The sequence below is a fragment of the Pedobacter sp. ok626 genome, assembly GCF_900100435.1.
Lineage (GTDB): Bacteria > Bacteroidota > Bacteroidia > Sphingobacteriales > Sphingobacteriaceae > Pedobacter.
In genome coordinates, this window is record NZ_FNEX01000018.1 from 97527 (window position 1) to 124329 (window position 26803).

The window sequence follows — 26803 nt, forward strand, 5'->3', positions numbered from 1 at the left end:
AATAAACCTTTTTTCATGCATCGTTATTCCAAATTCCAAAAGATATGGGTGATTTTCCCCATCTTCCTCTTCATACTTGCTAAAACTTCTAATAATTGTTTAGCGCAATCCAACCTGTTGTTCAAAGTAAAAGCAGATCCATCTGTCACAAAAATACCGTCCAGTATGTGGGGTGTGTTCTTTGAAGACATCAACTTCGGTGCTGATGGTGGCATCTATGCGGAACTCATTAAGAACCGTTCCTTTGAATTTGCTAAACCATTAATGGGTTGGACCATACAGCGCAAAAAAGCTACAGAAGGCGAATTATTGGTTGTGAACCGTAAGGATGATCATCCGAACAATCCAAGATACCTGCAGGTGACTGTAACTAATCCCCAACCCGGAAGTCTGGGCATTACCAACGAAGGATTTAAAGGAATGGGCATTAAAAAAGGCTTGCGTTATGATTTCTCCATGCTGTACCGACAAGCTACCAAAGGAGTTACGCTTCGCTTTGAACTAATTAGCAACGACAATAGGGTTATTGGTAAAGGTGAATTAACGCCTAATACGAGTGGTCAGAGCTGGACCAAACAAAGCACTAGTTTTTATGCAACTGAGACCGACCCTAAAGCCAAGTTGACCATTTGGTTTGAAGGGACCGGCAAAATTGATTTGGATATGCTTTCTCTTTTCCCAGAAGATACCTGGATGAAACGCCCCGGTGGATTAAGGGCTGATATGGTGCAAATGCTAGCAGATATGAAACCTGGTTTTGTGCGTTTCCCTGGCGGCTGCATTGTAGAAGGCATGGATCTGGAAAACCGCTACCAATGGAAAAAAACAGTTGGCCCGGTGGAAGAAAGACCAACCATGATCAACAGGTGGAATACCGAGTTTCCACACCGTTCGGCGCCAGATTATTACCAAACTTTTGGTCTTGGATTTTTTGAGTATTTCCAATTGTCAGAAGATATTGGTGCAACACCATTGCCTATATTGAATTGCGGAATGGCTTGTCAATACAACACAGCCGAGGTTGTCGCTTTAGACGAATTGGATCCTTACGTTCAGGATGCTTTAGACCTGATTGAATTTGCCAATGGCGACATCGATAGTAAATGGGGAAAGGTACGTGCAGAAATGGGGCATCCAAAAGCATTTAACCTAAAAATGATGGGTGTGGGTAATGAAAACTGGGGACCTCAATACCTGGAACGCTTAAAGGTTTTTACGGATGCCATTAAAGCCAAATATCCTGACTTTAAAATCATCGCCAGTTCTGGTACTGATCCTGATAGTGAACGTTTCCATTTCCTCAACGATAAACTGAGAGCGCTGAACACCGATATTATTGATGAACATTATTACCGTCCGGCAGATTGGTTCTTGAAAAATGCAGGACGATATGACAGCTATCCTAGAAACGGAAGCAAAGTTTTTGCAGGAGAGTATGCCGTACATGCGGACAAAACCATAGTTGGCAATGAAAAAAACAACTGGCAAAGTGCAATTGCTGCTGCTGCTTTTATGACCGGGCTGGAACGCAATGCCGCAGTTGTAGAAATGGCATCTTATGCTCCTCTTTTTGCACATATTGACGCCTGGCAATGGGCTCCGGATATGATTTGGGTAGATAATCTGAAATGCTACGGTACACCTGATTACTATGTTCAAAAACTATTCTCCTTAAATAAAGGGACTGAGCTTGCTTCAATTTTATTGGAAGATAAGCCGCTAACGGGCCAAAATGGGATCTATGCTTCTGCGGTTATGGATCGGAAACGCAAAGAACTGATTGTTAAAATCGTAAACCATTCGGACAAATTGCAAAATGCCAATTTCCAGATAGACCATGCTGGTAAATTTAAGAGCAGTGGATTGGTAGAAGAAATGACTGGCAATTTGCTCACCGAGACAAATTCGTTTAAGCTACCAGCCGCAGTTAGTCCGAAACAAACTCCAATTAAAGTAAAGAGTGGACAACTCAACTTGACACTAAAACCTTATTCATTTAATGTGATTAAAGTCCCCATTAATTAGGCTTCATCACCAACCATAAACCGAAAATATAAACAGTATTTGAAATGAAATCATTACGTTTTACCCTTTTAGGCTTACTGATCCCTTTTATCAGCAATGCGCAAAATGCCACACAATTAAATATTAAACCTGCAGATAAGCAGATCATCAGCAAACATATATACGGGCATTTTGCCGAACACCTTGGTCGTTGCATTTACGATGGTTTTTGGGTAGATGAGAATTCTACCATTCCTAATAAGGGTCGGATCAGGCTAGATATAGTGGAAGCCCTAAAGAAAATAAAAATCCCTAACCTGCGATGGCCGGGGGGGTGTTTTGCAGATGAATACCATTGGCGGGATGGTATTGGCTTAAGAAGCCAAAGACCCAAAATGGTAAACACCAATTGGGGTGGTGTAACGGAAGACAATAGCTTTGGTACACATGAGTTCCTCGAGCTTTGCGAAATGCTGAAAACTGAACCTTATATTGCCGGAAACGTAGGTAGTGGTACGGTTGAGGAAATGGCGAAATGGGTAGAGTACCTGAACTTTGATGGGGTAAGTCCGATGGCTACCCTACGTAAACAAAATGGTAGGGAAAAACCATGGAAAGTTTCTTTTTGGGGTGTCGGTAACGAAAGCTGGGGTTGCGGTGGTAACATGACAGCACAATATTATTGCGACCTCTATAGAAGATATGCCACTTATGCCCGAAACTATGAAGGTGCGCCGCTTAAAAGAATTGCCAGCGGTGCCAATGCGGAAGACTACAATTGGACGGAAACCTGCATGAAAAACATAGGGACCCGCATGTGGGGCTTAACCTTGCACTACTATACCTTACCTACCGGAAACTGGAAAGACAAGGGATCGGCCACAGCTTTTGATGAAACACAGTATTTCAATACGATGAAAAACTGCCTCAGAATGGATGAGATTGTAGCTAAACACTCAGCCATTATGGACAAGTATGATCCTTCGAAAAAGGTAGCGCTAATTGTTGATGAATGGGGAATATGGACAAATGTAGAACCGGGTACCAATCCGGGTTTTCTTTATCAGCAAAACAGTCTACGCGATGCATTGATTGCTGCCACAACACTAAATATTTTCAACAATCATTCTGACCGGGTTAAAATGGCCAATCTGGCACAAACCATAAATGTATTGCAGGCACTAATCCTTACCGAAAAGGACAAGATGTTGCTTACCCCTACTTATCATGTTTTTGATCTTTTTCAGGTGCATCAGGATGCCAAGTATTTGCCAATTGACTTTGTGAGTCCTGACTATGTTTCAGGAGATAAAAAGATCCCTGCACTCAATGTTTCTGCTTCACAGGATGCCTCTGGTGCTATTCATATTTCGTTAGTTAACCTTGATCCAAAAAATAAGATTAAACTGAATACTTCATTAAATGGCTTAAGCTGGAAATCGATTACCGGACAAATCATTACTTCAAAAAATGTTACGGATGTCAATTCCTTTACTGATCCCAATAAAGTGAGTATCTCCAAGTTTAATGGGGCTAAAAAAGAAGGAAGTAATTTGAGTGTTGAGCTTCCAGCCCAATCTGTAGTGGTTTTGGAATTAAAACAATCCTAATGAACAAGTTTTTATACCTAACAAGCCTGTTTTTAGGCATCATGTTATCTGCAGATGCCCAATCTTCAAAAGACCCATTTCTATTCGCTTATTTTAAAGGCAATGGAGAGGATGGACTTCATTTGGCTTATAGTGAGGATGCTTATCACTGGAAAGCATTAAAAAATGATCAATCTTTTTTAACGCCAACAGTAAGCAAAGACAAACTAATGCGAGATCCCTGCATTATTCGTGGCGCTGATGGCTTGTTCCACATGGTCTGGACTGTGAGCTGGAAAGATAAGGGCATCGGTTATGCCAATTCCAAAGACCTGATCAATTGGTCGGAGCAACAGTTTATACCAGTAATGGCCAAAGAGGAAGGTGCAAGAAATACCTGGGCACCTGAAATTACCTATGATCCTTCGACTAAAACCTATATGATCTATTGGGCTACCACGATTGTCGACAAGTTCCCTGAAACGGCTTCTACAGCAGATAATGCATACAATCACCGAATGTATTATGTGACGACCAAAGATTTTAAGACTTATTCTGAAACCAAGCTTCTTTACGATCCAGGTTTTAATGTGATTGATGCTTCTATTGTAAGGGATAATGGCCGATTTGTGATGTTTTTAAAGGATGAGACCAGGGAACCAGCTCAGAAAAACCTTAAGATCGCCTTTAGTGAGCAGTTAACCGGCCCCTACTCTGCTGCCAGCGCTCCGATTACGGGGAACTACTGGGCCGAAGGACCTACCACCCTAAAAAAAGGTAACGATTGGCTGGTGTATTTTGATAAATACAGAGATCATAAATATGGGGCAATCCTATCTTCAGACCTGAAAAACTGGAAGGATGTATCTGATCAAATCTCTTTACCTAAAGGTTTGAGACATGGCACCATTTTACAGATCAAGCAAAAAGAACTTAAAAAATTACTCGCTCAATAAAAAGCACATGATCCAAAACCTAAAATACGCTTACTTAACACTATTGCTTGGCACAGTTTATTGCGCTGCAGCTCAAACTCAGGAAATTAGCACATTTAAATCCGCTGGTAATCCCATTATCAAAGATAAATATACGGCCGACCCAGCCGCTTTGGTTTATCGGGATTCTGTTTACTTGTACACTGGTCATGACCAGGCTCCAAAAGGTAAAGAGCGATATGAAATGCATGAATGGCTATGCTATTCATCTGCTGACATGGTGAATTGGAAAGCACATAAAGTTCCTCTAAGTGCAAAGGATTTTTTATGGGCAAAGGACGACGCCTGGGCTTCGCAAGTGATTGAAAGAGATGGGAAGTTTTACTGGTTTGTGTCGATTTCACACAATACCATTCATGGTAAGGCTATTGGTGTTGCCGTATCTGATAGTCCAACTGGCCCTTTTAAGGATGCCATTGGCAAGGCCCTGATCACAAACGACATGACTACGGAAACAACGATTAGCTGGGATGACATTGATCCTACCGTTATCATAGATGATGATGGCCAGGCTTATTTGTTCTGGGGCAATACAAAGTGCTATTATGCCAAGTTAAAGAAGAACATGATTGAATTGGATGGTCCCATAAAAACTGTGGATATCCCTGAGTTTACCGAAGCGCCATGGGTCCATAAGCGTAAGGGCTGGTACTATTTATCCTATGCTTCTCAATTCCCAGAGAAAATTGTCTATGCCATGAGTAAAAATATTAATGGACCATGGACCTATAAGGGAATCTTAAATGAGATTGCAGGAAACTCCAACACCAACCATCAGGCCATCATAGATTTTAAAGGCAAATCTTATTTCATCTACCACAATGGCTCTATCAATAACGACGGTGGTAGCTTTAGAAGATCGGTGTGTATTGATTACTTATATTACCATAAAGATGGAAGCATGAAACGAGTGGTTATGACTACTGAGGGTGTAGGAAAAGCCAAATAGTTAAACAGCCTCTATCAATCTAATTCCCATCAGGTTTTACCACGCTACTTTTAGGGCTTTCCGGCCAATGCCAGTCTTCGACCGCATCTGGTTTAGCTGGGTCAAATTTAGCCTTTGGATCGATCAGGTATTTTGCAAGATCCAGCTTAGCGGCTTTGATCCCTTCAATTACACATTTGGCAATCTCGTAAGCCCCATAAGTATTGAAGTGTGTATTGTCTGCCAATGCCTGCTTCTGACCTGAGTATGAATTTGCGGGATAGTGCACAAAAGCCTTCTTAGAAGGCTCTTCGCCCAATGCATTGTACAATGTTGTAGTCAGCGCATTCAAGTCAATCAGCGCCACGTTTTCAGAAGCAGCAACCTTACGCGCTGCATCTGGAAAATCGCCTAGAGAGTTGACAATCTTTCCGTTTTCAAAAGACCGGCGACTGGTGGAGGTTATGATGACCGGAATTCCTCCTTTTTTCTTTGTTTCGCTTACAAACATTTTTAAACGTTCGGTATAAGATTTATAGGCTCCATCATTAGGCCCTTTATCTTTCTGATCATTATGGCCGAACTCTATAAACAGATAATCTCCGGGTTTCATCACACTTAATATTTTCTTTAATCTTCTGCTCCCTGCAAAAGAGCCTAATGTAAGTCCAGATTCTGCATGGTTGGCAAATGACACCCCCGGTTTAAAAAAGCGCGGGATCATTTGTCCCCAGGATCCCCAAGGCTCGTCTTCCTGATTAACGACAGTCGAATTTCCTGCCAGGTAAACCGTAATCTGATCTTCTACTTTAGTAATTTCTATAGCGGTTACTGCATACTGACCGGCAAACTCCAAGGTCAGTTTATCGTCCCAATCCAACTTTGTCAATTCGCGGGGTTTAAGTCCTACCACTTCTCCATTGTTAATGTTCCTATCCTTTACATTGACTATAAAAGTCTTTTTTTTGGTTTCTCCTGCTTTAGTTGGAATGGCTTCCAACATCAGTCTACGCGACTCTGCTTTCACTGTTGTTGTAGATGCCCTTTTAGGCTCTCCCAACGTTACCGTTATTTTATAATTTCCTTCGGGTACCGCAATTGAAAAATAAAATGGACGCCCCTTGCCAGTCATGTCAGTATTGAAATCAAAGCCATATCCCTTTTCTTTTGAATAGGCCTGATCGGGTAAAACACGGGTATAGTCATCAGCCACTTTACCTGTCCCAAAATCGAACTTAAAAGTGGCTACCTGTGCATAGGTATAGCTGTTCCACAACACAAAGGCTAAGATTAATGTTATAAAATATTTAAAGGTCATATATAGTTGGTTTTGAGGTTAATTGAATGTATTTCGGCGTTGCCGAATACTCATCAATACTTATGTATTTATAAGTCCCCGTTAATTTCATTGCTATCGATTAAACTGTAGCCCTTAAAGTTAAGTAAAAAGGAACTTTCAATTGCATCTTTGATCCTCCGGCAATCAACTTAGCAGCCATTTTACCCATTTCGCTAAAGTCGGTTGAAATGGTACTTATACCATTCAATATAATTTTCTTTATTGGTGCTTCGTTGTAAGAAATTAGACCAACCTGTTTCCCTATTTTAAAATTGGTAGACTTCATACGTTCAATAAAGGTCACCAGATCATCTTCTTTCAAGATCACACAAACCTCACCTTCGTTAATTGGTTCGACCTCTATATCCGGCACCAGCGAAAACTTAAATGCGTATTGCTGACAAAACCGAATAAATCCTTTGGTAATCGCTTTAGGATAATAACTATTATTTGGAAATACCAATTTAATGGTGTGATATTTGGTCAGCTCGGGAACAGCCTTTTCCAATGCGCCATAAATATCGTTTTCAAAATCTTCATAAACGGCGGCATAATCTCCTGTAACACCGTCTATCATTTTACTAAGGATAACCAGTTTATGTTTAGGAATTGTATTTATTAACTGGGCCACAATTTCAGCACTTTCGGTAAACTGGGGCATTATTACAAAATGTGAATATTCATCTCTTTTACTATCGATTAGCTTTTTGAACTGTGTAAAGTCATTGTTATAAATACAAAGATCAGTAGTTACCCCTTCACCTACTGTTGTAACGAAGGAGTCGTAAACCATCTTTTTATAAGAACTTATTTTATTAAACAACAGACAGATCTTTGACTTCTGACGAAAGTCCGTATTCATAATATAATAGCCTCTACCAGGAATAGATTCCAGTACCCCAATTTTTTTCAAATCTCGGTACGACTTTTCTACTGTATCTTTGGAGATTTCCAACTCGTTACTCATCTCGCAAATGGAAGGCAATGTATCGTCCTTATTTACGTACCCGGCTTCTATTGCCGATAATATTGAATTTGTCAGTTGAATATACTTAGGTGTAGGTGCATATTCATCGATAACAATGTACTTGTTTGAATCCGTTAACTTCATTATATCTGGTTATTATTATGAAGTTAAATTTAGCACACCTACATAAAAAACAAAGGGTACGAGCGTCTCAAAATGCACGCTAACTGTATCGAAAAGACCAAAAAAATAGTCTTAACAGATGCTTATTCATCTTTAACGGCTCCTCTATCTTGTATTTTCCTATATTCTGTTGGAGACAATCCGAACTCTGCTTTAAAGCATTTTCTAAAATGGTTACTATCGGAAAAACCTACCAGATATGAAATTTCATTTACATTGAAACGGCGATCCTTGATCAATTGTTTTGCTCGTTTTAACCTGATCTCCTTGATCACTTCCACAATACTCAACCCTATCATAGTCTTAACCTTTCGATATAGGTTAGCCCTACTGGTACCCACCTCTTTGCAAATATCATCTACACTAAGATCTGGATTGGCTAAACACTCTTCAATGTACAACAACATTCTTTTTAACAACTTTTCATCGGGAGACGAAGGGAGGTCATCCGGTGCATTCAACGAGATTTCCCGACGATATTTCTCCTTTAGTTTCTCTCTTAACTGCAACAGGCTTTTAATCCTTGCCGCTAAGAAATCCAGACTGAAAGGCTTAGTGATATAATCTTCGGCCCCTGTCTCAATCCCCTCTATCCGATCTTGTTCATGGGATCTGGCTGTTAATAGTATAACAGGGATATGGCCGGTTTTAAGATCTGATTTTAGCTTTTTGCAGAATTCAAAACCATCCATCTGTGGCATGGTCACATCAGAAATCACAAGATCCGGAAGTTCCTGGCCTGCAACCTGTAAACCCAGTAATCCATTTTCTGCTTCCAGGATATTATACAGATTCTCAAAATGTTCTACCAGATACTTTCTCAGATCAACGTTATCTTCAACAATAAGCAAAACCGGTATCTTGTCATTCACAAGCACACGCTTCTCCTGAGCAGCTGTTGTTGCTTTGAAATCTGCTGCTGAATCGACAGATATACCAACAGCAGCAGATGAAACCGTTTCGGTATTATTATTTTGAATATTTAATACTTCAGCAGGATTTTCAGGCAGTTCAACCACAAAGACTGTTTCTGCAAAACCATCTTCTTTTTCAAGACTATTCACAGTGATTTTACCACCATGAAGTTCTATTAAACCTTTACTAAAAGCAAGCCCTAGCCCCGTTCCTGCCACATTATGTCCCGAGCCCCGATGGAAAGGTTGAAAAATATCTTCAAGATCTTCAGTTCTGATTGGGCGACCTGAGTTGATCACTTCGATGACTGCTATTTTTTCCGCTTCTATATTTCTAACACTAAACCGGACTTTAATCCAGCCCAACTCGGGGGTAAATTTCAGTGCATTTGATAATAAATTCGCGATAACCACTTCCAACTTGTCCTCATCATAGCAGCATTCGAAAGCAGTTAAAGCAGTTTCAAATTCCAGTTTCAAATTCTTTGCCTCAGCCAATGGTTCAAACTGGGTAATTGCTTTGCTTAAAAAGGCAATCATATTGCCCTTCCCCAAGTGGAGTGCTTCATTTCCGGTTTCCAGTTTCCTAAAGTCCAGCAATTGATTGATCAGCTTCAGCAATCTGTCTCCGTTGGATTTCATCGTTGTCAATTGCGAAGCCGCAAGCGCATTGCCAGGTAACATTTGAAGGAGCCTTTCAATTGGAGCAAGAATTAAGGTTAATGGTGTCTTTATCTCATGTGAGATGTTCGTGAAAAATTGCAGCTTAATTTGGTGAAGTTCATTTTCCTTCATTCTTATCAACGATTCGTAGGATAGCTTGGACTGCAAACGGGTAAATTCTGTGGTGTATTGATGATAAGTATAAAAAATCAGCAAAAGCACAGTTACGTAAAAAATATAGGCCCAGATACTTGCCCAAAAAGGAGGTTTTACAACAATATTTAAAGTAGCCGGTTTTAAATTCCATATTCCGTCACTATTGGATGAAATGACTTTGAACGTGTATTTACCAGGTTCAAGGTTTGAATAGGTAGCAATCCTTCTCCCAGCATCTGTAGACACCCATTCTTTATCGAAACCTTCGAGTTTATAGGCATATCGATTACCTTGCGGGTTTGAATAATGCAGGCCTGCAAACTCAATGGCTACGCTTTTATCTCCGTAATTGAGCTGTATTTTGTCTGTTAAGTACAGAGGTTTCGTGAGGACCACCCTTCCATTAACAATCTTATTGATATCAACTTTATGATTTAATATCTGCAATTCCGTTAAAACAGTATTGGGCAAAGTTTTCTCAGGATAGATCGAATCCGGGTTAAAAGAATTTAACCCGTTATTTCCTCCAAAAAACAATCTGTTCTTGTAACGGCTTTTGAGTACGGCGCCATCCGAAAATTCGTTACTTTGCAGTCCATCCTGAGCGGTATAATTCCTGATCTTAAATGTCTTCTTATTTAATCTTGAAATGCCCTTTTTATGGCTTATCCACATAAAACCATTTTTATCTTCTGTGATTCCGGCTATGGTTGCATCAGCCAAACCACTCTGACGGGAAAAATGTATAATGATATTTTTAGATGGATCATAAATATCAAGGCCATTGCCTGTTCCTATCCATATTAAACCTTCGTTGTCTTGGTAAATACAGTAAACCCGGTTATCACTAATGGAGTTTCCTTTATCCTGATGGAGCAGGTGTTTGACTACTTCAAAGGTATCTTTGTTTAAAACAGGCTTTAAAATACTTATCCCACCACCCTCTGTTCCAACCCATAATTGTTGCTTACGGTCCTGGATGATTGTTCTGACCCAGGGATATTTTAAAGTTTTGTCTGGATTAAAATGTTTCAATTCCTTCTTTATCGGATTGTACTGGTATATCCCTTGCCATGTTCCAATCCAGACGTTATGTTCGTTGTCTTCCGTAACAGAATAAACACTGATATTTTTTAACCCCAGTCCAGTAATGTGCTGAAAGGAATTTGTTCTCGAGTCATAATTATTCAGCCCCAACTTTGTCCCAATCCAAATGGTCCCTCTGCTGTCGCAAAAAATAGACCTGATCTGATTATCGACAATGGTAGTAGGGCTTTTTGTGATGTGCCGATAACCATTTTTACCGATTACGCTGATCCCATTGTCACGTGTACCAACCCATAACTTACCGGAATTATCCTCGCAAATGGCACTCACATTATTGTCAATGAGCGAAGCCGATGTAAATGGGTCGTGATAATAGTAATCGAAAGGTTTCCCATTCAAATTGGCTTTATTGATACCGTAGCTATAAGTCCCCACCCAAAGCAGATTATCATTATCCATATAAAGATCTGAAACATTCGATCCATTTAAAGACCAGGGATTAGCGGCATTATATTTATACTTTTTAACCTGACCTGAATTCAAATCCAGTCTAGCGAGGGAAATGGATGAGGTATCAATCATCCATTTATAATTTTTGTAGGAATAATTTACTGTTAAAAGGTGATTCCTTCTGTTGATCATTTTTAAAAAAGACGGAGAAAGGCGACTGAGGGGAATTCGATCAAAATCATCCCGTTCGTAATTATAACGACACAACTCATTTTTTGAAAATGTCAGCACCCAAATACGATCATCCGTATCTTTGATAACATTATGTATCATATTGTTGTTGATGCTTTTGTTGTTATCGGGATTATACCTGTAAGTTTTGAAAGTATAACCATCATAACGACACAATCCTCCCCAAGTACCGAACCACATAAATCCGTACTTATCTTTGGCTATTCCATGAATGGTACTTTGAGCAAGGCCTTGTTCTGAAGTGATATTTTTAAATTTAAGGTCGGCATCTTGGGCCCAGGCACCCAACCTTATAAAAGTCAGGAAAAATATGATCAAAATACTGCCAAATAGTCTATATCTATCAAAATGGCTTTTTTTGAAAATTTTATCCATAAACACTTCTCTTTGCGATAATTCGGTCACTAATTATTTGGCAAGTAAACATAAGGAACCTATGTCAATAAAAGAATATTATTATAGCATATCGAGCTCAGCTCGAAAATATAAATGTAACATAGCCCATCCTATAATTGGGAAATAGCATTATTCAGGATGGAACAGGTTGCAGGATGGTTAAAATGGGCTTAATTTAAGGCTTATTTCATTATTAAATTTCGAAACCCAACCAAATGTATCTCCTCAAACGGCTATTGTTATTGTTCTTATTTGTTGTACCTTTTTTTGCTGGAGCGCAAACCAGTAAGAAAGCGCAGACCGTACCTAAACCGCTTTACAGAGACCCGGTATACGATGGTGCCGCTGATCCGGTAGTGATTTGGAATAAAGCCGAAAAAAAATGGTTCATGTTCTACACCAACCGCCGGGCTAATGCAAAAGGTTTGGATGGCGTAACCTGGGTACATGGAACCAGAATTGGAATTGCAGAGTCGAGAAATGGGGTTGACTGGAAATACAAAGATACTTGCGACATTCAATACCGCTTTCCCGATTACACCCATTGGGCACCGGAGGTGATTGAAAACAAAGGGATATACCACATGTATCTAACTTATGTCCCCGGAGTTTTTGCAGATTGGAGACACCCTAGAGACATTGTCCACTTAACCAGTACCAACCTGATCAACTGGAAGTTTGAATCGAAGCTCAATTTAGCCTCCGAACGTTGTATAGATGCCTGTGTATTTAAAATGCCCAATGGTGGTTGGCGCATGTACTACAACAATGAGTTAGCGGGAAAATCCATCTATTATGCGGATAGCGAAGATCTCTATCATTGGAAAGACAGCGGGAAACGCGTAATTGGCGATAAAGGTGGTGAAGGCCCTAAGGTTTTCTTCTGGAAAGATACCTATTGGATGATTGTAGACAATTGGAAGGGTTTGGGTGTATATGCATCTAAGGACCTCAGCGAATGGAAAAGACAACCTGAAAACATCTTACAGCTACCGGGAAAGGGTCTGGATGATCAAGTCATGGGCGGACATGCAGATGTAGTAGTGAATAATGGAAGGGCCTTTATCTATTACTTTACTCATCCTGGAAAAACACCTGCCAATAAAGGCATCGACAACTATGAAACCAGACGCAGCAGCTTACAACTGGCAGAACTAGAATATAAAGATGGCGTAATTGTGTGCGACAGGGACAAGCCTCTGAAAATAGCTTTAACCAAATATTAATCAGCAAATCCTTATCATGAAGTTTAACTTTACGTTTCTATTATTTTGCTTGATTCAATCCTTTGCCATCGCTCAATCGGGGGAAACAGCAAGGATAACCTATAATTTTAACCCTGGTTGGAAATTATATGTGGGCGATGACAGCACTGCGAGATCAGCAAATTTTGATGACACAAACTGGAAGACAATTACCCTACCACATGCCTGGAATGAAGATGAAGCTTTTAAGCAATCTATTGAGAATTTACCTGTCTCAATTTCCTGGTATCGTAAGCGCTTTAAAATTCCGACATCGGATGCTGGCAAAAAAATATTCCTCGAATTTGAAGGGGTAAGACAAGCCGGAGCGTTCTATTTAAATGGAAAGTTTATTGGGCTTCACGAAAATGGCATCACGGCCTTTGGCTTTGACATTACGGATGTACTGAATCCACAAGGGCAGGAAAACGTACTGGCTGTCCGTATTGACAATGCCTGGAACTACCGAGAAAAAGCAACAAATTCTGGCTTTCAGTGGAACGATAAAAACTTCAATGCTAATTATGGGGGTCTTTCTAAAAATGTACGTTTACATGCTACGGCTAAGTTATACCAAACTCTGCCTTTGTACACAACTTTAAAAACAACTGGTACTTATATCTATGCAGCGGATTTTGATATCCCTGCCAGATCTGCAACGGTGGTGGCTGAGTCGGAAATTAAAAACGATGAAAGTACAGCTAAAACAGTTCAATATGAAGTAGAGATCAGGGATGCTGACAATAAGCTGGTGAAGACTTTTACTGGAAATCAGGCCACCCTTACCCCCGGCGAAACGAAAACGCTTACTGCCCGGTCAGTTGTAAACAACCTAAATTTTTGGAGCTGGGGCTATGGTTATCTGTATACGGTAACCACCAAGTTAAAATCGGATGGTCGTGTGATTGACGAGTTAAGTACTAAAACAGGCTTTAGAAAAGCTGAGTTTAAAAATGGCATGGTTTATTTGAATGACCGTGTGCTGATGATGAAGGGTTATGCACAACGCACGAGCAATGAATGGCCAGCTATTGGACTGTCTGTACCTGCCTGGATGAGCGACTATAGCAACCAGCTTATGGTCAAAAGTAATGCAAATCTGGTCCGCTGGATGCACATCACCCCATGGAAACAGGATATTGAGTCTTGTGACCGTGTAGGTTTGATTCAGGCGATGCCTGCTGGTGATGCTGAAAAGGATGTACAAGGCACGCGATGGGATCAGCGAAAAGCGGTGATGCGCGATGCGATCATTTATAACCGTAACAACCCAAGTATCCTATTTTACGAATGCGGTAATGAATCCATCAGCGCGGCACATATGCAGGAAATGAAAGACATCCGCAATCAATACGACCCGCATGGTTACCGTGCGATTGGATCACGCGAGATGCTGGACATTGACCAGGCCGAATATGGCGGAGAGATGTTGTATATCAACAAAAGTGCAGTAAAGCCTTTGTGGTCGATGGAATATTCCAGAGATGAGGGCTTAAGGAAATACTGGGATGAATATAGTCCTCCATTTCATAAAGACGGTGCAGGTCCACTGTATAAAGGCGCAGATGCCAGTGATTACAACCGCAATCAGGATTCTCATGCGATAGAGAGCATTGCGCGCTGGAATGATTACTATCTGGAACGCCCTGGAACGGGCGCACGTGTAAGCTCTGGCGGTGTAAACATTATTTTCTCTGATTCCAATACGCACCATCGTGGGGAAGAGAACTACCGCCGAAGTGGTGAGGTAGATGCCATGCGTATCCCAAAAGACGGTTATTATGCCCATCAGGTAATGTGGGATGGCTGGGTAGAACCTAAAAAAACAGGGTTGCATATCATGGGACACTGGAACTATAAAGCTGGTATAAAAAAAGATGTCTATGTGGTTTCTCCGGCAGATAAAGTTGAGTTGGTTTTGAACAATAAGTCTCTAGGTTATGGAGAATTGACTGAGGGCTTTCTATTTACTTTTAAAAACATTCGCTGGAAACCGGGTATTTTAAAAGCAATCTCTTATAGTTCGGATGGTAAGAAACTAGCTGAAACGGAATTGAAAACAGCGGGCGCTCCGGCTGCGTTGCGCTTAACTGCAATTACAAACCCCACTGGATTTAAAGCCGATGGAGCTGATGTAGTTTTAGCAGAAGTTGAGGTCATTGATAAAGATGGAAACCGTTGTCCAACTGCACTTAATTTAGTAAAATTTACACTTTCCGGTCCGGCTGAATGGCGTGGTGGTATTGCTCAGGGACCAGACAACTATATTTTATCCAAAGAACTTCCTGTAGAATGTGGTGTAAACAGGGTATTGATCCGTTCGACCACTACAGCGGGAAGAATTGATCTAATCGCAAATGCAGATGGATTAAAACCCGCCTCTATTTCTTTTCAAACCTTGCCATTTAAAGTAGAAAACGGACTGGCCATAATACTTCCCTCAGATGGTCTTAAATCAGATTTGATACGAGGTGCTACTCCTGCGGGTCAATCTTATACGGTAACCCGCAAAACTATTAAAGTTGTTGCTGCCGATGCTGGAGCAAATGCGGACAAGGCAAAACTAAGTTACGACGACAATGAGCTTACAGGTTGGGCCAATGATGGCCAGGTTTCTACGGCCTGGATAAAATATACTTTGGATAAAGAAAGCACGGTCACAAGTGTAGGTTTAAAGTTAAATGGCTTCAGAAGCAAGATCTATCCGATTCGGATTCTGGTTGACAACAAAGAAGTTTTCAACGGCAATACAAAACCGGGACTGGGTTATTTTACGGCAGCTTGTAAACCGACTAAAGGGAAAACAGTAACCGTGTTGCTGAACAATAGCGGCGCAGTTAAAAATGAAGGTAATTTTGGAGTAGAAATGAATGGCAAGAACCTGGATGACGGTATTAAAACAGCCAATTCAAACGCTAAAGGAGCATTGAGTATCATTGAAGCTGACATATTTGAGCGTCCTTAATTAAAGCAGCAAATCATTTTTGCCTAAATAATGTTAAATTACTTTTCCAAATAGAAAAAATGAAAAGACCTCTAATTCCGACACTGTTGATAAGCTGTTTATTCATTGTATTTCAAAGTCGTGCCCAGGCACCGCTTTCTAATATCGATGAAACAAAAGTTCCAGCCTATACTTTGCCCGATGTATTAAAAATGCAAAATGGCAAGACCGTAAAAAACAGCTCGGAATGGGAGAAAACACAGCGCCCTTATATCTATAATTTGTATCAGACCATTCAGTTTGGCAGATATCCTCTTCAGCAAATCCCGATTAGATTTGAAGTGATGAAAACTAACCAAACTTTAGATGGTCTGGCAACACGGAAACAAATTCGCATTTATCTGCATCCAACAGACAATAAGATCTATACAGATGTGCTTTTATATCTTCCCAGTAAACTTAAAAAGCCAGTACCTGTTTTTATAGGATATAACTTTTCTGGCAATCATACCCTACAAGCGGATAGTGAGATTCTACTTTCGCAGGGCTGGGTTACAGCCAGAGCCAAAGGTGTGGTCGATAACAAGGCTACAGATCTATCCAGAGGGACTGATACGGCCCAATGGCAGCTTAAAGAGATTTTATCGCATGGCTATGCATTGGCTACGGCCTATTATGGGGATCTGGAAGCCGATCACGTTGATGGTTGGAAAACAGGGATTCGTACGACATTAAAAGATGAGTTGAAAATACAACCCGAAGAATGGGGTGCTATGGGCGCTTGGGCTTATGGCTTAAGTCGCATCTATGATTATCTGGAAAAGGACAAAGCTATTGATGCCAAAAAGATTGCACTTATTGGTCACTCCCGATTGGGTAAGGCAGCCTTGTGGGCAGCCGCATCAGATCGACGTTTCGCTTTAATTGTATCCAATGAATCCGGAGAAGGTGGAGCTGCACTATCAAAACGTTGGTATGGTGAAACCGTAAAAATTATTAACGGAAAGTTTCCGCATTGGTTTAGCGTTAATTATAAAACGTACGGCGATAACGTAGGCAATTTACCGATAGACGCACATATGCTTTTGTCTTTAATGGCGCCTAGACCATTATATGTCGCCAGTGCTGAAGGTGATACCAACTCAGATCCAAAAGGCGAGTTTCTAAGTGCCAGAGCAGCCAGTCGGGTTTATGCCTTATATGGCAAAAAAGGTATTGAGGTAGATGAGCTACCTGCCTTACATCAACCAGTTGGCGATGTTATTCGTTATCACATTAGGGCCGGCAAACACGATGTTACCTTGTACGACTGGCAGCAATATTTGGCCTTTGCAGACCGCCAATGGAAATAGCTATTGGATAAATATCCGATCTAAAATAACTCCCGGATCGATCATATAAATGCGTAGTGTATGTTTACCCGGCTTTAAGTCTTGTGTCTTTATTTTTCTAATAGCGCTATTCCTCAAAACATTCTGTTTCCATTCTTCAGACCTGCCCTGGGTCTTAAAATCCAGCACCTTTAAAGTTCCATTATCAATAGATACTGCGTACCGCATCTTGTAATTATTGTTAATTGGATGGGTTGGCAAGGTGTAAATACTAATTTCTGGACTACTGAGCGTTGAGGTATTAAAACCATATTCAACATACGCGTTTTCCTTTAAGGCTGCAGTGTTTTGCAGATCAGGAATTTTAACACCTTCCAATGGTAAAGCCATTAAACTTTTACCGGTATATCCCAAGTCGTTAACGACCGTCCAGATTTGACCGTCTTTATTGAAGATCCTACTAAATTTTGCAGCAGGAATGGAAATATAATCTCGATTGGGCTTGATATCTAGCGCAACGTTTAGTTCTTTTCCATTGGCAATAAAGCTGATGTTGCCCCTTTGTTTATTGTTGCCCGTTTCTTTATTGACTTTATCCCAATCGATACTTACCCATATCCGCTGCTCCCTTTTACCCAATTCGGGCTTTAAAGTCCCTTTGCATTGAGATAACTTGATCCAAGGCTCAGTTTTAGCGGTCCAGTTTAGGCTTTCAGCTGCGCTGAGGAAAACATCAATAAAGTAGGATGGATTGGTTTGTGGGTTAAATGCGGGTAAGGTAAAACCAGTGGCGGGCCTAGTTACCAATGAGGAGTCTTTACTTACAAAACCCTCTGGGGCAATACTCCAAACACCTGATGGATCAATTATTGTTGCTGACAAATCTGGTGCTTGATAAACCGGTAAATTACGCGGATTCATAGACATCATGTTCTTCCATTTACCTGCGCTCAAAACTGTATTGTAATACTGCGTTTCCTTTACAATATCCTCATAAGCTTGTTTAGATAACCTTGCATAATCTGCAGCACTTGCCCTATTCTGTTTGGCATACAGCATTGCTTTGTCCCGGTAAAGAAACTTCATATTCATCAGTGAGGCCCCTACTACTGGATAATACACCAATTGATAAAAAGCGTCTACATCTTTGCCCCTGATTTTTGTACGTAACGCTTTCACCCTTTCCATTAACTGTTCGTAATTATCTATCCTACGTTGGGCTTCATCTCCATAATAAAAATGGTTGTAGTTTGTATAATTAATTTTGGTGGTCGGTTCGGTTTGGCTCCAACCCATAAATTCAGGCTTACGCTCAAAGGCAAATTGGTAGTACTGCCACAATATCTCAGCTATTTCAATAGCCTTGTCGGCACCAAAAATATCAGCCGCCCATTGTTGCATATAAGTCTTCGAATAATTGCTGTCCTCGAAAGGCTTGGCTTGATAAGCCATATCCAAAAACAGCTGCATATTGTATTCAGCAGGTTTAATATCCCCTACATTTAAAACCCATAAACGGTTTGACTTTGTTTGATAGGCCTTCATCATTTCTTCGCGGATCAGGCCCGGATGCGTCGTGCTCAGCCAAAGGTAATCGTGCGGTCGCCCCCAGTAAGAAGCATGGTAATAAATACCAGAACCGCCAGATCGTCCATTTTCCTTTTCATTATTTAGGCGTTGTATATAACCGTAATTGTCATCTGGCCAAACTAGCGTAATATCTTCCGGCAACTTAATTCCACCGTCGTAAATATCCAATACCTCTTTGTACACCGTAAACACTTGTGGAATAGCTTTCACATTAGGGTTGATATAAGTTTGAAGCAACTGACGTTGATCCCCGATAATCCTTTCCAACAAAGGGATAGCCTCCTTTACTGTTTTCACTCCTTCCATTGCCCCATCGTGCATACCGCGCATCCCTACTGTATAAATCGCATCGTTATTCTTGCTCTCTTTTACCCGCGTTTTCCAATAGTTGTATACCCCATCTCGGTTACTCAAGTAATTAAAATCACCCATGGTTTTCTTCCATTCGCCCACATTATTCCTTAACATAGGTTCAGCATGTGAAGAGCCAACTACAATCGAATAATCTGCAGCAGCCTTTTCATTACCCGGATAATGATAAAAGGCTTTGGTGCTGGGATGCATAGCTGGCCAGATCAGATTGGCTTTCAGCCGAAGTAACAATTCAAAAATACGTGCATATGTTTTTGGGCCGATATCCGCAGTTTCAGGTTCAAAGGTTTTTGCCGCCCATGGCTGTAAGCCCCAATCTTCATCATTTAAAAATATGCCCCTGTATTTTACTGATGGGGGTTCTGAAACGATAGCCCCTTTTATAAAAATATCCTTTTTAAGTACCGGATTAACATCAGCCCACCAATACCAGGGCGAAACACCAATTAGTTTAGACAACTCAAAAACACCAAAGGCTGTACCTCTTGGATCACTTCCTGCAATCACTAAAGCCTGCTTTATACCTGGCTGTGGATCATCAACTACCGAAATACTAAAAGTTTCCCATTTGGCAGTCAAACCATCTACTTTTATCCTTTTACGGAGTACCAGTTGGTCTATCAGCTTTGATTTCCCAAGGGTTCCGATCAAGACAGCAAAAGAAACACTTACACTCCCGGTTACATTTACCTCAGGTAACAAACCAGTAACCAACTTCAGATCATTTTTTAACGCATTGGCCGCGATGTTTACAACTGTTGCATCTGTATTATCTATATAAATCCCAGCAGCTTTACCATTACTTACCAAAGGGAAGCCCCCTATCATGGCTTGATCTGAAACTTTGATTTTTATATCAGGATTAAGCTGAGCACTGACCGAATAATGGATCCATAGTAGACATAGAATGAGGTAATATTTTCCAGAGCAGACTATTTCCATTTAAATGGCAAATACCAATTATCCATACTCATTAGCTTTGCTCTTACTGTAGAAGCTTCCGGATTGCCATCTCTTAACAATTTCTGATAAACACGTTCCGCTAAGAATGAAGGATCATTTCTACGTCTTGCCACACGTACAAGATCGGCCCAACGGTTACCTTCAAATGCAAGCTCGAGTCCACCTTCATCCACAAGTTTCGCCTCCAGCCCTGTCATATCAGTTTGGTAGCTTACATTTAGTGCGACCACGCCAGAGCGACCTCTAACACCCGCATTTTTATGGTATGGACCACGGTAAGCAGTATTTGAGGCGATATATTGAGCATTAAACTTATAAGGCTCCTCATACGGAGTGATCATAGTAGCTAGATAAGCCGCTGTATTGGAAGATGATGCCAGAGAAGCATCGGCAAAAGTATTTGCAATTCCGGTATTCAATAAAGCCCAGGCCAACTTGCCTTTTCCATCCCTATTTGCAGCTTCTGCATAGTGTAAATGCAAACCAGCACCTCGCCACAAGTACCACATTCCATTTCTGGTTAATGGGACCAATGGATCGTAGTTGTAAATATACTTCATCACTACAGGTTGACCGTTAGAAACTGCATAGCTTAATTTACCACGTGCATCGTAAGGAATACCATTAGCTTGAGGATTACTGGCCCATGCATCGATGGTAGTTTGTGATGGTTTAAGCATATATTTTCCTGCACCCGTATTAGCAAATAATTCAACAAATGGGTTTACAGGATTAAATCCTGAATTATACGGCATAGCCCAGATCCACTCGTGATTCCAGTTTGCTGCCGTATTGCCCAGACAAAACATAGATTTAAAACCATAAGTAGTACTATAGCTTAAAGCAGATTCCGAATGTAGACCTCCATAATTAGTTCCACCATCCGTATACAATACGCCATTTCCATACGTACCATCATTATAGTTGACATGAAAGGTATTGAACATAAAATTGGTATTTGTATTGTTAATTTCGGTCTCCATCACATTTTTGTAGTTTCTCGCCGCTTCCAAATAATTCCCCTTCCACAGCTGCAATTCGCCTAACATGTAATACTTATTAATAAACATTCGCTGAGTATTACTGCCGTCGGTTGCGATAACTAATGAAGAACCTGTGGGATAACTATAGCTACTGATATATGGAATTGCGCTCATATCAGCGATTAATTTATCCAGCAAAAGATCTAAGCTCAGTTTTGGAAACAACGATTCATCTTTCAAATCGTTTACATTGACCAGCGCATCGGTAACATAAGGCACGGCCCCATACTGAATACCCAATTGCAAATACAAAAAGCAACGTAAGGAAACAATATCAGAGTACCGTTTCTGATAATCATCTACACTCATCAAATGCTTCTCATTCATAACATTAAAGTTTTTTAACACATCATTACAATTCAAAATGACTTCATAAAATGATCTCGGATCCGCGTAGGGATTATCAACCGTTACTGAATGTGTATTTAATTGCTTCAAATAAGGGTCAGCATTATTGGTTACATCCAATAGATCAGCACGCACTTCATTAAGTAATAAATATTGCTTGGCTAATCCCTGAAATTTCCCATAAACACCTATTACCGCAGCATCTGCGTCAGCCACAGTTTTGTAGGCATTTTTAATATCCAGCTTATCTTCTGGCGGTACATCAAACATTTTTTTACATCCTCCTAAACTAATCGCGGCTATGACTATTAGAAAAGCTAGTTTGTTGTATAGTATATTTTTCATTCTCTGTTATTTTATAATTCCTAAAGTCAACTTTACTTATAAACCTATCCGTACTCCTAATTGAAATGACCTAATTTGTGGCTCAACCGGCACATCTACTCCTTGAGTATAAATACTTCCGGTAGCACTAAATTCAGGATCATACCCAAGGTATTTGGTAAGTACAAACAAGTTATTCCCAGTAGCATAAACCTTAACGTATTTAAGTGCTTTAGTTTTTAAAGGAACATTATACGCCAGGCTTAACATCCTCAATCTAAAATAAGACCCATCTTCAATCCAACGATCTGAAAATCTGGAATTCCCCATAGGATCGTTTAATGTTGCCTTTGGGATGTCGGTAACCTGTCCATCCATTTTCCACCGGTTTAAAATGGCTATACTTTGATTGTTGTAATTTTTTTCGGACTCCAAATTAGCACGGGTAAAATTGTACAAATCATTACCGTAACTAAAGGTAAACAAGGCATCCAACGACCAGTTTTTATAACTAAACTGGTTACTAAAGCTTCCGGTGAAGTCAGGATTAGGATTACCAATAACGACACGATCATTCTCGTCAATTACTTTATCCCCATTTACATCAGTAAAACGAATATCACCCCCACTAAAGGCTACAGGATTACCCAGAGCTGTTTTAATTGAATATCCTGCAGATGCAGCTTCAGCATTGGTTGCATAAACTCCGTTTGTTTTATAGCCGTAGAAAAGATTAGCTACTCTTCCTACTTGAGTAATATAGCTTGCATCTGCATAGGAATTGATCAAACTTCCATTGTTATTAGGAAGTGATAAAACTTTATTCTTATAGGTACTATAGATAAGACCTGTATTCCATTTAAATACCCTATTAAGGATTCGGGCATTTATACCAACATCAACACCATTGGTACGCATTGCCCCAGAATTTGTAACCGAAAAACCAAGTCCACTAACAGTTTGTGTTGGCTCATAAATAAGCATTTTTGAAGTTCTGTTGTTGTAAACATCCACGGAAAAAGATAAGTTCTCATTTAAAAATGAAGCATCTATTCCGAAATTTGCTTTGGCTACTCTTTCCCATTGCAATTCAGGATTACCAAAATTTCCTCTTACTAAACCAGATAAACCGAGCAAGTTTTGTTTTACATAATATTGACGTGCTGTATAATTTCCGATATCATCATTAGCCGTAAGTCCATAGCTTGCCCGAACTTTTAGCAGTTCGATAAATCCCGCGTCAGACATAAATTTTTCTGAAGATACCAACCAGCTTGCAGAAACAGAAGGAAGCACAGCGAAAGGTGCTCCACCAATTTTAAATCCTTCAGTTGCCTCGTTACCAAATCTGGAAGAACCATCAAGCGATACATTTACATTCAAGAAGTATTTGCGATTATAATCATATTCTGCCGTTAAGTAATTATTTAACCACCTATACTTCCCAATTTCTCCACCTAATTCTCTTAAAGCAGCAGAACCATTTCCAATACTGATCAGCTGATCCGTAGCAGAATTATAAGTTCTGGCATAATCACTTTCCGTATTGCTAGAGATGTATCTAAATCCAGCTGTTGCAGAAATGTTATGCTTATCAAAAGTTTTGCGATAACTTATTCGGGTATCACTATACAAACTATAAATTCTTTGGACCTGAGCAGATAAGCGACTATCCGCTATTGCACTTCTAAGTGTATCATTTGAAACACCTTTCTTTGGAATGAAGTAGCTTTCTCTTTGCTTATCATAAGTAACCCCAATTAAAGAAGAGAAGTTTAAACTCTTGTTAAATTGATAATTAAAATTAACAGATCCAAAAAATCTATAATTCTTTGTAACAGCTTGTGCTGTATTAATTAAAGAACGTGGATTACTGACCCCAAAAATATCTGCGTCACTTAGACTCGGTGAAACATTATTACTTGCATCTACCTCATTTGCCCTTAAAAAAGGTGACTTTACCAGTGCGGAATAGATTGGACTTGTCTTCGTAGAAAGCCCTTGATCCTTTAAATTCTGTTCGGCATATGTAAAAGCAAGATTAGCATTCGCTGTAAGTTTTTGAGTCAATTTAAATTCAGCGTTGAAGCGGGTATTGTATTTAATTAAATCAGTACTATCTACAACTCCTTTATTTTTCAAATATCCTATAGAGAGCGCATATTTCGCAATATCATCTCCACCGGTGATCTTTAAGAAATAATTTTGATCATAGCTTTTTCTAAAAATTTCTTTCTGCCAGTTTGTATTGTTATGATAGGTATAATAATTTGAGTTCGGATTGTCATTCATAAACGGTAATGCAGATATCTGTGCACTCGTATAGCCCCCACTTTGCAGGAGTTCCGAAAGATATAGTCTATAGCTATCAGACTGCATAACAGGTAAACGCTTAGGTTCAAGATTTAAACCACCATACATGGAAAAATCAATCTTTGTTGCTAATTCTTTAGCATGATTGGTATTAATGAATATGATGCCATTTGCAGCTTTGGTACCATAAATTGAGGCCGTTGCATCTTTAACTATCGTGAAGTTATCAATATCTTTAACATCGATATACTGAAGCGGATTGTTAACATGACCTCCAATCAGACTCGAACCATAGCTATTGTTGTCATAAATCATCCCATCGACTACAATTAACGGCTGATTTGTCGAATTAATGGAGTTAAAACCTCTTATCAATAAATTAGCTCCAATACCCGCTGTTCCTGATCGACGAATCGCATTTAAACCAGACACACGCCCTTGAAGGTAAGTATCCGGCGTTTCTGAATTTAAATTCCAGCCTCCCTGGGTATTAACAGTGTTCACAGCTCCAGTAATATGGCTTAGTCGCTTCGAACTAAATGCAAATGCAGCTTCATCATAAAAAGAAGTAAAAGAATCTTCGTGCAACCTAATGTTTAGTTCTTTACGACCTTTTAATGAAATTTCCTTTTCCTGAAAACCGATTCCAGAAACCAAAATGATGGCATTATAATCGGGAACAGTCAAAGAAAATCGGCCCTTTTCATCCGTCAGCGCAGCAGAGTATCCCTCTACCCGAACATTTAATGCAGATAGCGGTTTTCCGGTAGATGCATCTATAATTATCCCCTTAAGTTTTGGACCTTTAGCTTTTTTATTTAGAACAACTTTTACAGTATCTCCGGGAATATGAAGTGAATCGGATTGCTGCGAGAAACCTACTGATGATACAGCCAATAACGTCAGCATAACCGGTAAACTTTTAAAGAGTGTGATTGATTTAAACATAATATAGTTTATTTGGAATAGCCGCGTCTTAATTATTGGATTACTGGAACTAATTTTACATAGTCTAACAGCAAAGTATTTACGTTCACAGATGTACTCGCTGCAGCAATAAGTGACATGGTTACATTGCCATATTTACTAACCACGCAATCACCTAGATAACGCTCTGAATAGGCTAATGCATTAGCAATCGGGTCGGTAGAGGCAACTGACACAGGTTTATAGCCTAGGTCTGTCAGAATATTAGAACTATAAAAGGTGACCTTTTGGTTAAAAGTTACTGCCTGAGGGTCTCCGGTTGTACCAGCAATGGACCTCCAATAAACTTTATAGGTAGCGGATGGAATATTTCTTAAACGGTAATTAGCTGTAAATCCAGATATGGATAACCTGTAAACCTCTAAACTCTTATAAGATACTCCATTGTAATCTGATCTGATTGGATAAAATATATTTCCGGACGCCCCACCTGCACTAAAGCTACTCACATTTTCACCTTCCACTGTAATTGGTGGAATTTTTTCTGATACAGCGAAATTCATACTGTTCATGACATACACCCAACCGTTACTCGCTTTGTAAGATGCAACAATTGCATTTTTATCAATTGGAATCTTTACATTATTTACCGAAATCAATTGTGAAGGTAAAGCGTTTAAAGAATAAGCTCCGCTAACAGCCAGGTCTTTCACTAAATTCCAGGAAGTTAAGTTAGCTGTCGTACTATCTACGTCAAGACTGGTTGTATAATAATACTTATTGAGCTTAGCTTGCTCTGCGGAATAAGCTGCATCAGTTAATAGGAAAAAAGTATACTGCTTTTGTTCATTACTTACGTTTTGTACACTAGTTAAAAATCTATTTGTCGTTACCAGTCCGGTACCAGGTTTTAAAATTGGTTTCCCTGTTGCCGGATCATAACCTATTACTGTTGCCAATGTAGTATCCTGCCCCGTTTTGTTCAGTGATAATAGATAATTCTTTTGGTTTAAGCCTGAAGTAGTACTATTTAGATATTCCCAAATACTTAAACGTACGGGAACAGCAGCACTAATCACATGAAGTATACCATTTTTGGCGTACTGATTTGCAGTGCTGATCGTTGCATCATCGAAAGTAGTTTTGGTAAATGGGATGTATTTGCCGTTAAGCATTAGTATACGCTGAGCAGTATCGGCCGGGACACTGGTAGCATAGGTCAGGTTACTGATGTGGTTCGCTACAAAACTTTTAAGTTTCAGACTATCGTTTACTATCGAAGCATCCAGGTTTTGTAAAGCAGCATTAGTAGGTGCCCATATCGTATAATTTTTAGAAGAATTTATAACCTCGGCATAACCGGTTTTGGTTAAAAAAGCACTAAACAAGGAAAGATTTGCATCGGCATTGATTCTATCCATCAAGCTCAAAGTCAAGCCTTCACCGGAAACCATCCCTCTTTCCTCCCAGGAATCTTTACAGGCGGTTAATATGCTTAAACTAACAAGCATCATTATTAAA

General features: G+C 39.9%; 14 protein-coding genes. 7 read left to right on the forward strand and 7 right to left on the reverse strand.

The features are described 5' to 3' along the window. Positions 1-15 precede the first annotated feature (15 nt). Genes BLS35_RS22255 through BLS35_RS22270 form a run of 4 tightly spaced genes read left to right on the forward strand, consistent with a single transcriptional unit; the run spans position 16 to position 5537 of the window. Positions 16-2025, forward strand: a complete 2010-nt coding sequence (locus BLS35_RS22255; protein ID WP_090785635.1) for an alpha-L-arabinofuranosidase C-terminal domain-containing protein — start codon at positions 16-18, stop codon at positions 2023-2025. Positions 2026-2069: 44 nt separating this feature from the next. Continuing rightward, positions 2070-3614 carry an alpha-N-arabinofuranosidase gene (locus BLS35_RS22260; RefSeq protein ID WP_090785636.1) on the forward strand — a complete coding sequence of 515 codons (1545 nt, stop codon included), beginning with the start codon at positions 2070-2072 and terminating at the stop codon, positions 3612-3614. Next, positions 3614-4549 (forward strand): glycoside hydrolase family 43 protein, encoded by a 936-nt coding sequence (locus BLS35_RS22265; RefSeq protein WP_090785637.1) that lies wholly within the window; start codon positions 3614-3616, stop codon positions 4547-4549. The genes BLS35_RS22260 and BLS35_RS22265 overlap by 1 nt, the downstream gene beginning before the upstream one ends. After that, a complete protein-coding gene (locus BLS35_RS22270; protein WP_254779046.1) occupies positions 4494-5537 on the forward strand; it encodes a glycoside hydrolase family 43 protein in 1044 nt (347 codons plus the stop codon). Before BLS35_RS22265 ends, BLS35_RS22270 begins: the two co-directional genes overlap by 56 nt. Positions 5538-5556: 19 nt before the next feature. Here the strand turns inward: BLS35_RS22270 and BLS35_RS22275 are convergent, their stop codons facing one another. From BLS35_RS22275 to BLS35_RS22285, 3 genes are all read right to left on the reverse strand, one after another. Beyond that, entirely contained in the window at positions 5557-6834 is a 1278-nt protein-coding gene (locus BLS35_RS22275; RefSeq protein WP_090785638.1) for a rhamnogalacturonan acetylesterase, read from the reverse strand. 100 nt (positions 6835-6934) lie between these two features. Next, complete coding sequence (locus BLS35_RS22280) at positions 6935-7966, reverse strand: GntR family transcriptional regulator (RefSeq protein WP_090785639.1); 1032 nt, start codon at positions 7964-7966, stop codon at positions 6935-6937. A gap of 122 nt (positions 7967-8088) precedes the next feature. Further along, on the reverse strand, positions 8089-11862 hold the full coding sequence (locus tag BLS35_RS22285; protein ID WP_090785640.1) for a hybrid sensor histidine kinase/response regulator transcription factor: 3774 nt from the start codon (positions 11860-11862) through the stop codon (positions 8089-8091). A 236-nt stretch (positions 11863-12098) separates the two neighbouring features. On the opposite strand from BLS35_RS22285, the gene BLS35_RS22290 reads away from it, so the two are divergent. Genes BLS35_RS22290 through BLS35_RS22300 form a run of 3 tightly spaced genes read left to right on the forward strand, consistent with a single transcriptional unit; the run spans position 12099 to position 17423 of the window. Beyond that, a complete protein-coding gene (locus BLS35_RS22290; RefSeq protein WP_090785641.1) occupies positions 12099-13109 on the forward strand; it encodes a family 43 glycosylhydrolase in 1011 nt (336 codons plus the stop codon). A 16-nt stretch (positions 13110-13125) separates the two neighbouring features. After that, a complete protein-coding gene (locus BLS35_RS22295) occupies positions 13126-16092 on the forward strand; it encodes a glycoside hydrolase family 2 protein (RefSeq protein WP_090785642.1) in 2967 nt (988 codons plus the stop codon). A gap of 59 nt (positions 16093-16151) precedes the next feature. Further along, the gene (locus BLS35_RS22300) at positions 16152-17423 is read left to right on the forward strand and encodes a glucuronyl esterase domain-containing protein (protein ID WP_090785643.1); all 1272 of its coding nucleotides are present in this window, start codon (positions 16152-16154) and stop codon (positions 17421-17423) included. Here the strand turns inward: BLS35_RS22300 and BLS35_RS22305 are convergent, their stop codons facing one another. The 4 genes from BLS35_RS22305 to BLS35_RS22320 are packed head-to-tail and all read right to left on the reverse strand — an operon-like array spanning position 17424 to position 26796. Further along, the gene (locus BLS35_RS22305) at positions 17424-20306 is read right to left on the reverse strand and encodes a glycosyl hydrolase 115 family protein (protein WP_090785644.1); all 2883 of its coding nucleotides are present in this window, start codon (positions 20304-20306) and stop codon (positions 17424-17426) included. After that, on the reverse strand, positions 20297-22063 hold the full coding sequence (locus BLS35_RS22310) for a RagB/SusD family nutrient uptake outer membrane protein (protein WP_132226017.1): 1767 nt from the start codon (positions 22061-22063) through the stop codon (positions 20297-20299). Before BLS35_RS22310 ends, BLS35_RS22305 begins: the two co-directional genes overlap by 10 nt. 36 nt (positions 22064-22099) lie before the next feature. Beyond that, positions 22100-25303 carry a SusC/RagA family TonB-linked outer membrane protein gene (locus BLS35_RS22315; protein WP_090785646.1) on the reverse strand — a complete coding sequence of 1068 codons (3204 nt, stop codon included), beginning with the start codon at positions 25301-25303 and terminating at the stop codon, positions 22100-22102. A gap of 32 nt (positions 25304-25335) precedes the next feature. Beyond that, positions 25336-26796 (reverse strand): fasciclin domain-containing protein, encoded by a 1461-nt coding sequence (locus tag BLS35_RS22320; protein WP_217634949.1) that lies wholly within the window; start codon positions 26794-26796, stop codon positions 25336-25338. Positions 26797-26803: the final 7 nt, after the last annotated feature.

Bases quoted from the DNA above. Each gene is read 5' to 3' on its own strand.
- BLS35_RS22255 (WP_090785635.1), top strand. From the start codon at position 16: ATGCATCGTTATTCCAAATTCCAAAAGATATGGGTGATTTTCCCCATC.
- BLS35_RS22260 (WP_090785636.1), top strand. From the start codon at position 2,070: ATGAAATCATTACGTTTTACCCTTTTAGGCTTACTGATCCCTTTTATC.
- BLS35_RS22265 (WP_090785637.1), top strand. From the start codon at position 3,614: ATGAACAAGTTTTTATACCTAACAAGCCTGTTTTTAGGCATCATGTTA.
- BLS35_RS22270 (WP_254779046.1), top strand. From the start codon at position 4,494: ATGGCACCATTTTACAGATCAAGCAAAAAGAACTTAAAAAATTACTCG.
- BLS35_RS22275 (WP_090785638.1), bottom strand. From the start codon at position 6,834: ATGACCTTTAAATATTTTATAACATTAATCTTAGCCTTTGTGTTGTGG.
- BLS35_RS22280 (WP_090785639.1), bottom strand. From the start codon at position 7,966: ATGAAGTTAACGGATTCAAACAAGTACATTGTTATCGATGAATATGCA.
- BLS35_RS22285 (WP_090785640.1), bottom strand. From the start codon at position 11,862: ATGGATAAAATTTTCAAAAAAAGCCATTTTGATAGATATAGACTATTT.
- BLS35_RS22290 (WP_090785641.1), top strand. From the start codon at position 12,099: ATGTATCTCCTCAAACGGCTATTGTTATTGTTCTTATTTGTTGTACCT.
- BLS35_RS22295 (WP_090785642.1), top strand. From the start codon at position 13,126: ATGAAGTTTAACTTTACGTTTCTATTATTTTGCTTGATTCAATCCTTT.
- BLS35_RS22300 (WP_090785643.1), top strand. From the start codon at position 16,152: ATGAAAAGACCTCTAATTCCGACACTGTTGATAAGCTGTTTATTCATT.
- BLS35_RS22305 (WP_090785644.1), bottom strand. From the start codon at position 20,306: ATGGAAATAGTCTGCTCTGGAAAATATTACCTCATTCTATGTCTACTA.
- BLS35_RS22310 (WP_132226017.1), bottom strand. From the start codon at position 22,063: ATGAAAAATATACTATACAACAAACTAGCTTTTCTAATAGTCATAGCC.
- BLS35_RS22315 (WP_090785646.1), bottom strand. From the start codon at position 25,303: ATGTTTAAATCAATCACACTCTTTAAAAGTTTACCGGTTATGCTGACG.
- BLS35_RS22320 (WP_217634949.1), bottom strand. From the start codon at position 26,796: ATGATGCTTGTTAGTTTAAGCATATTAACCGCCTGTAAAGATTCCTGG.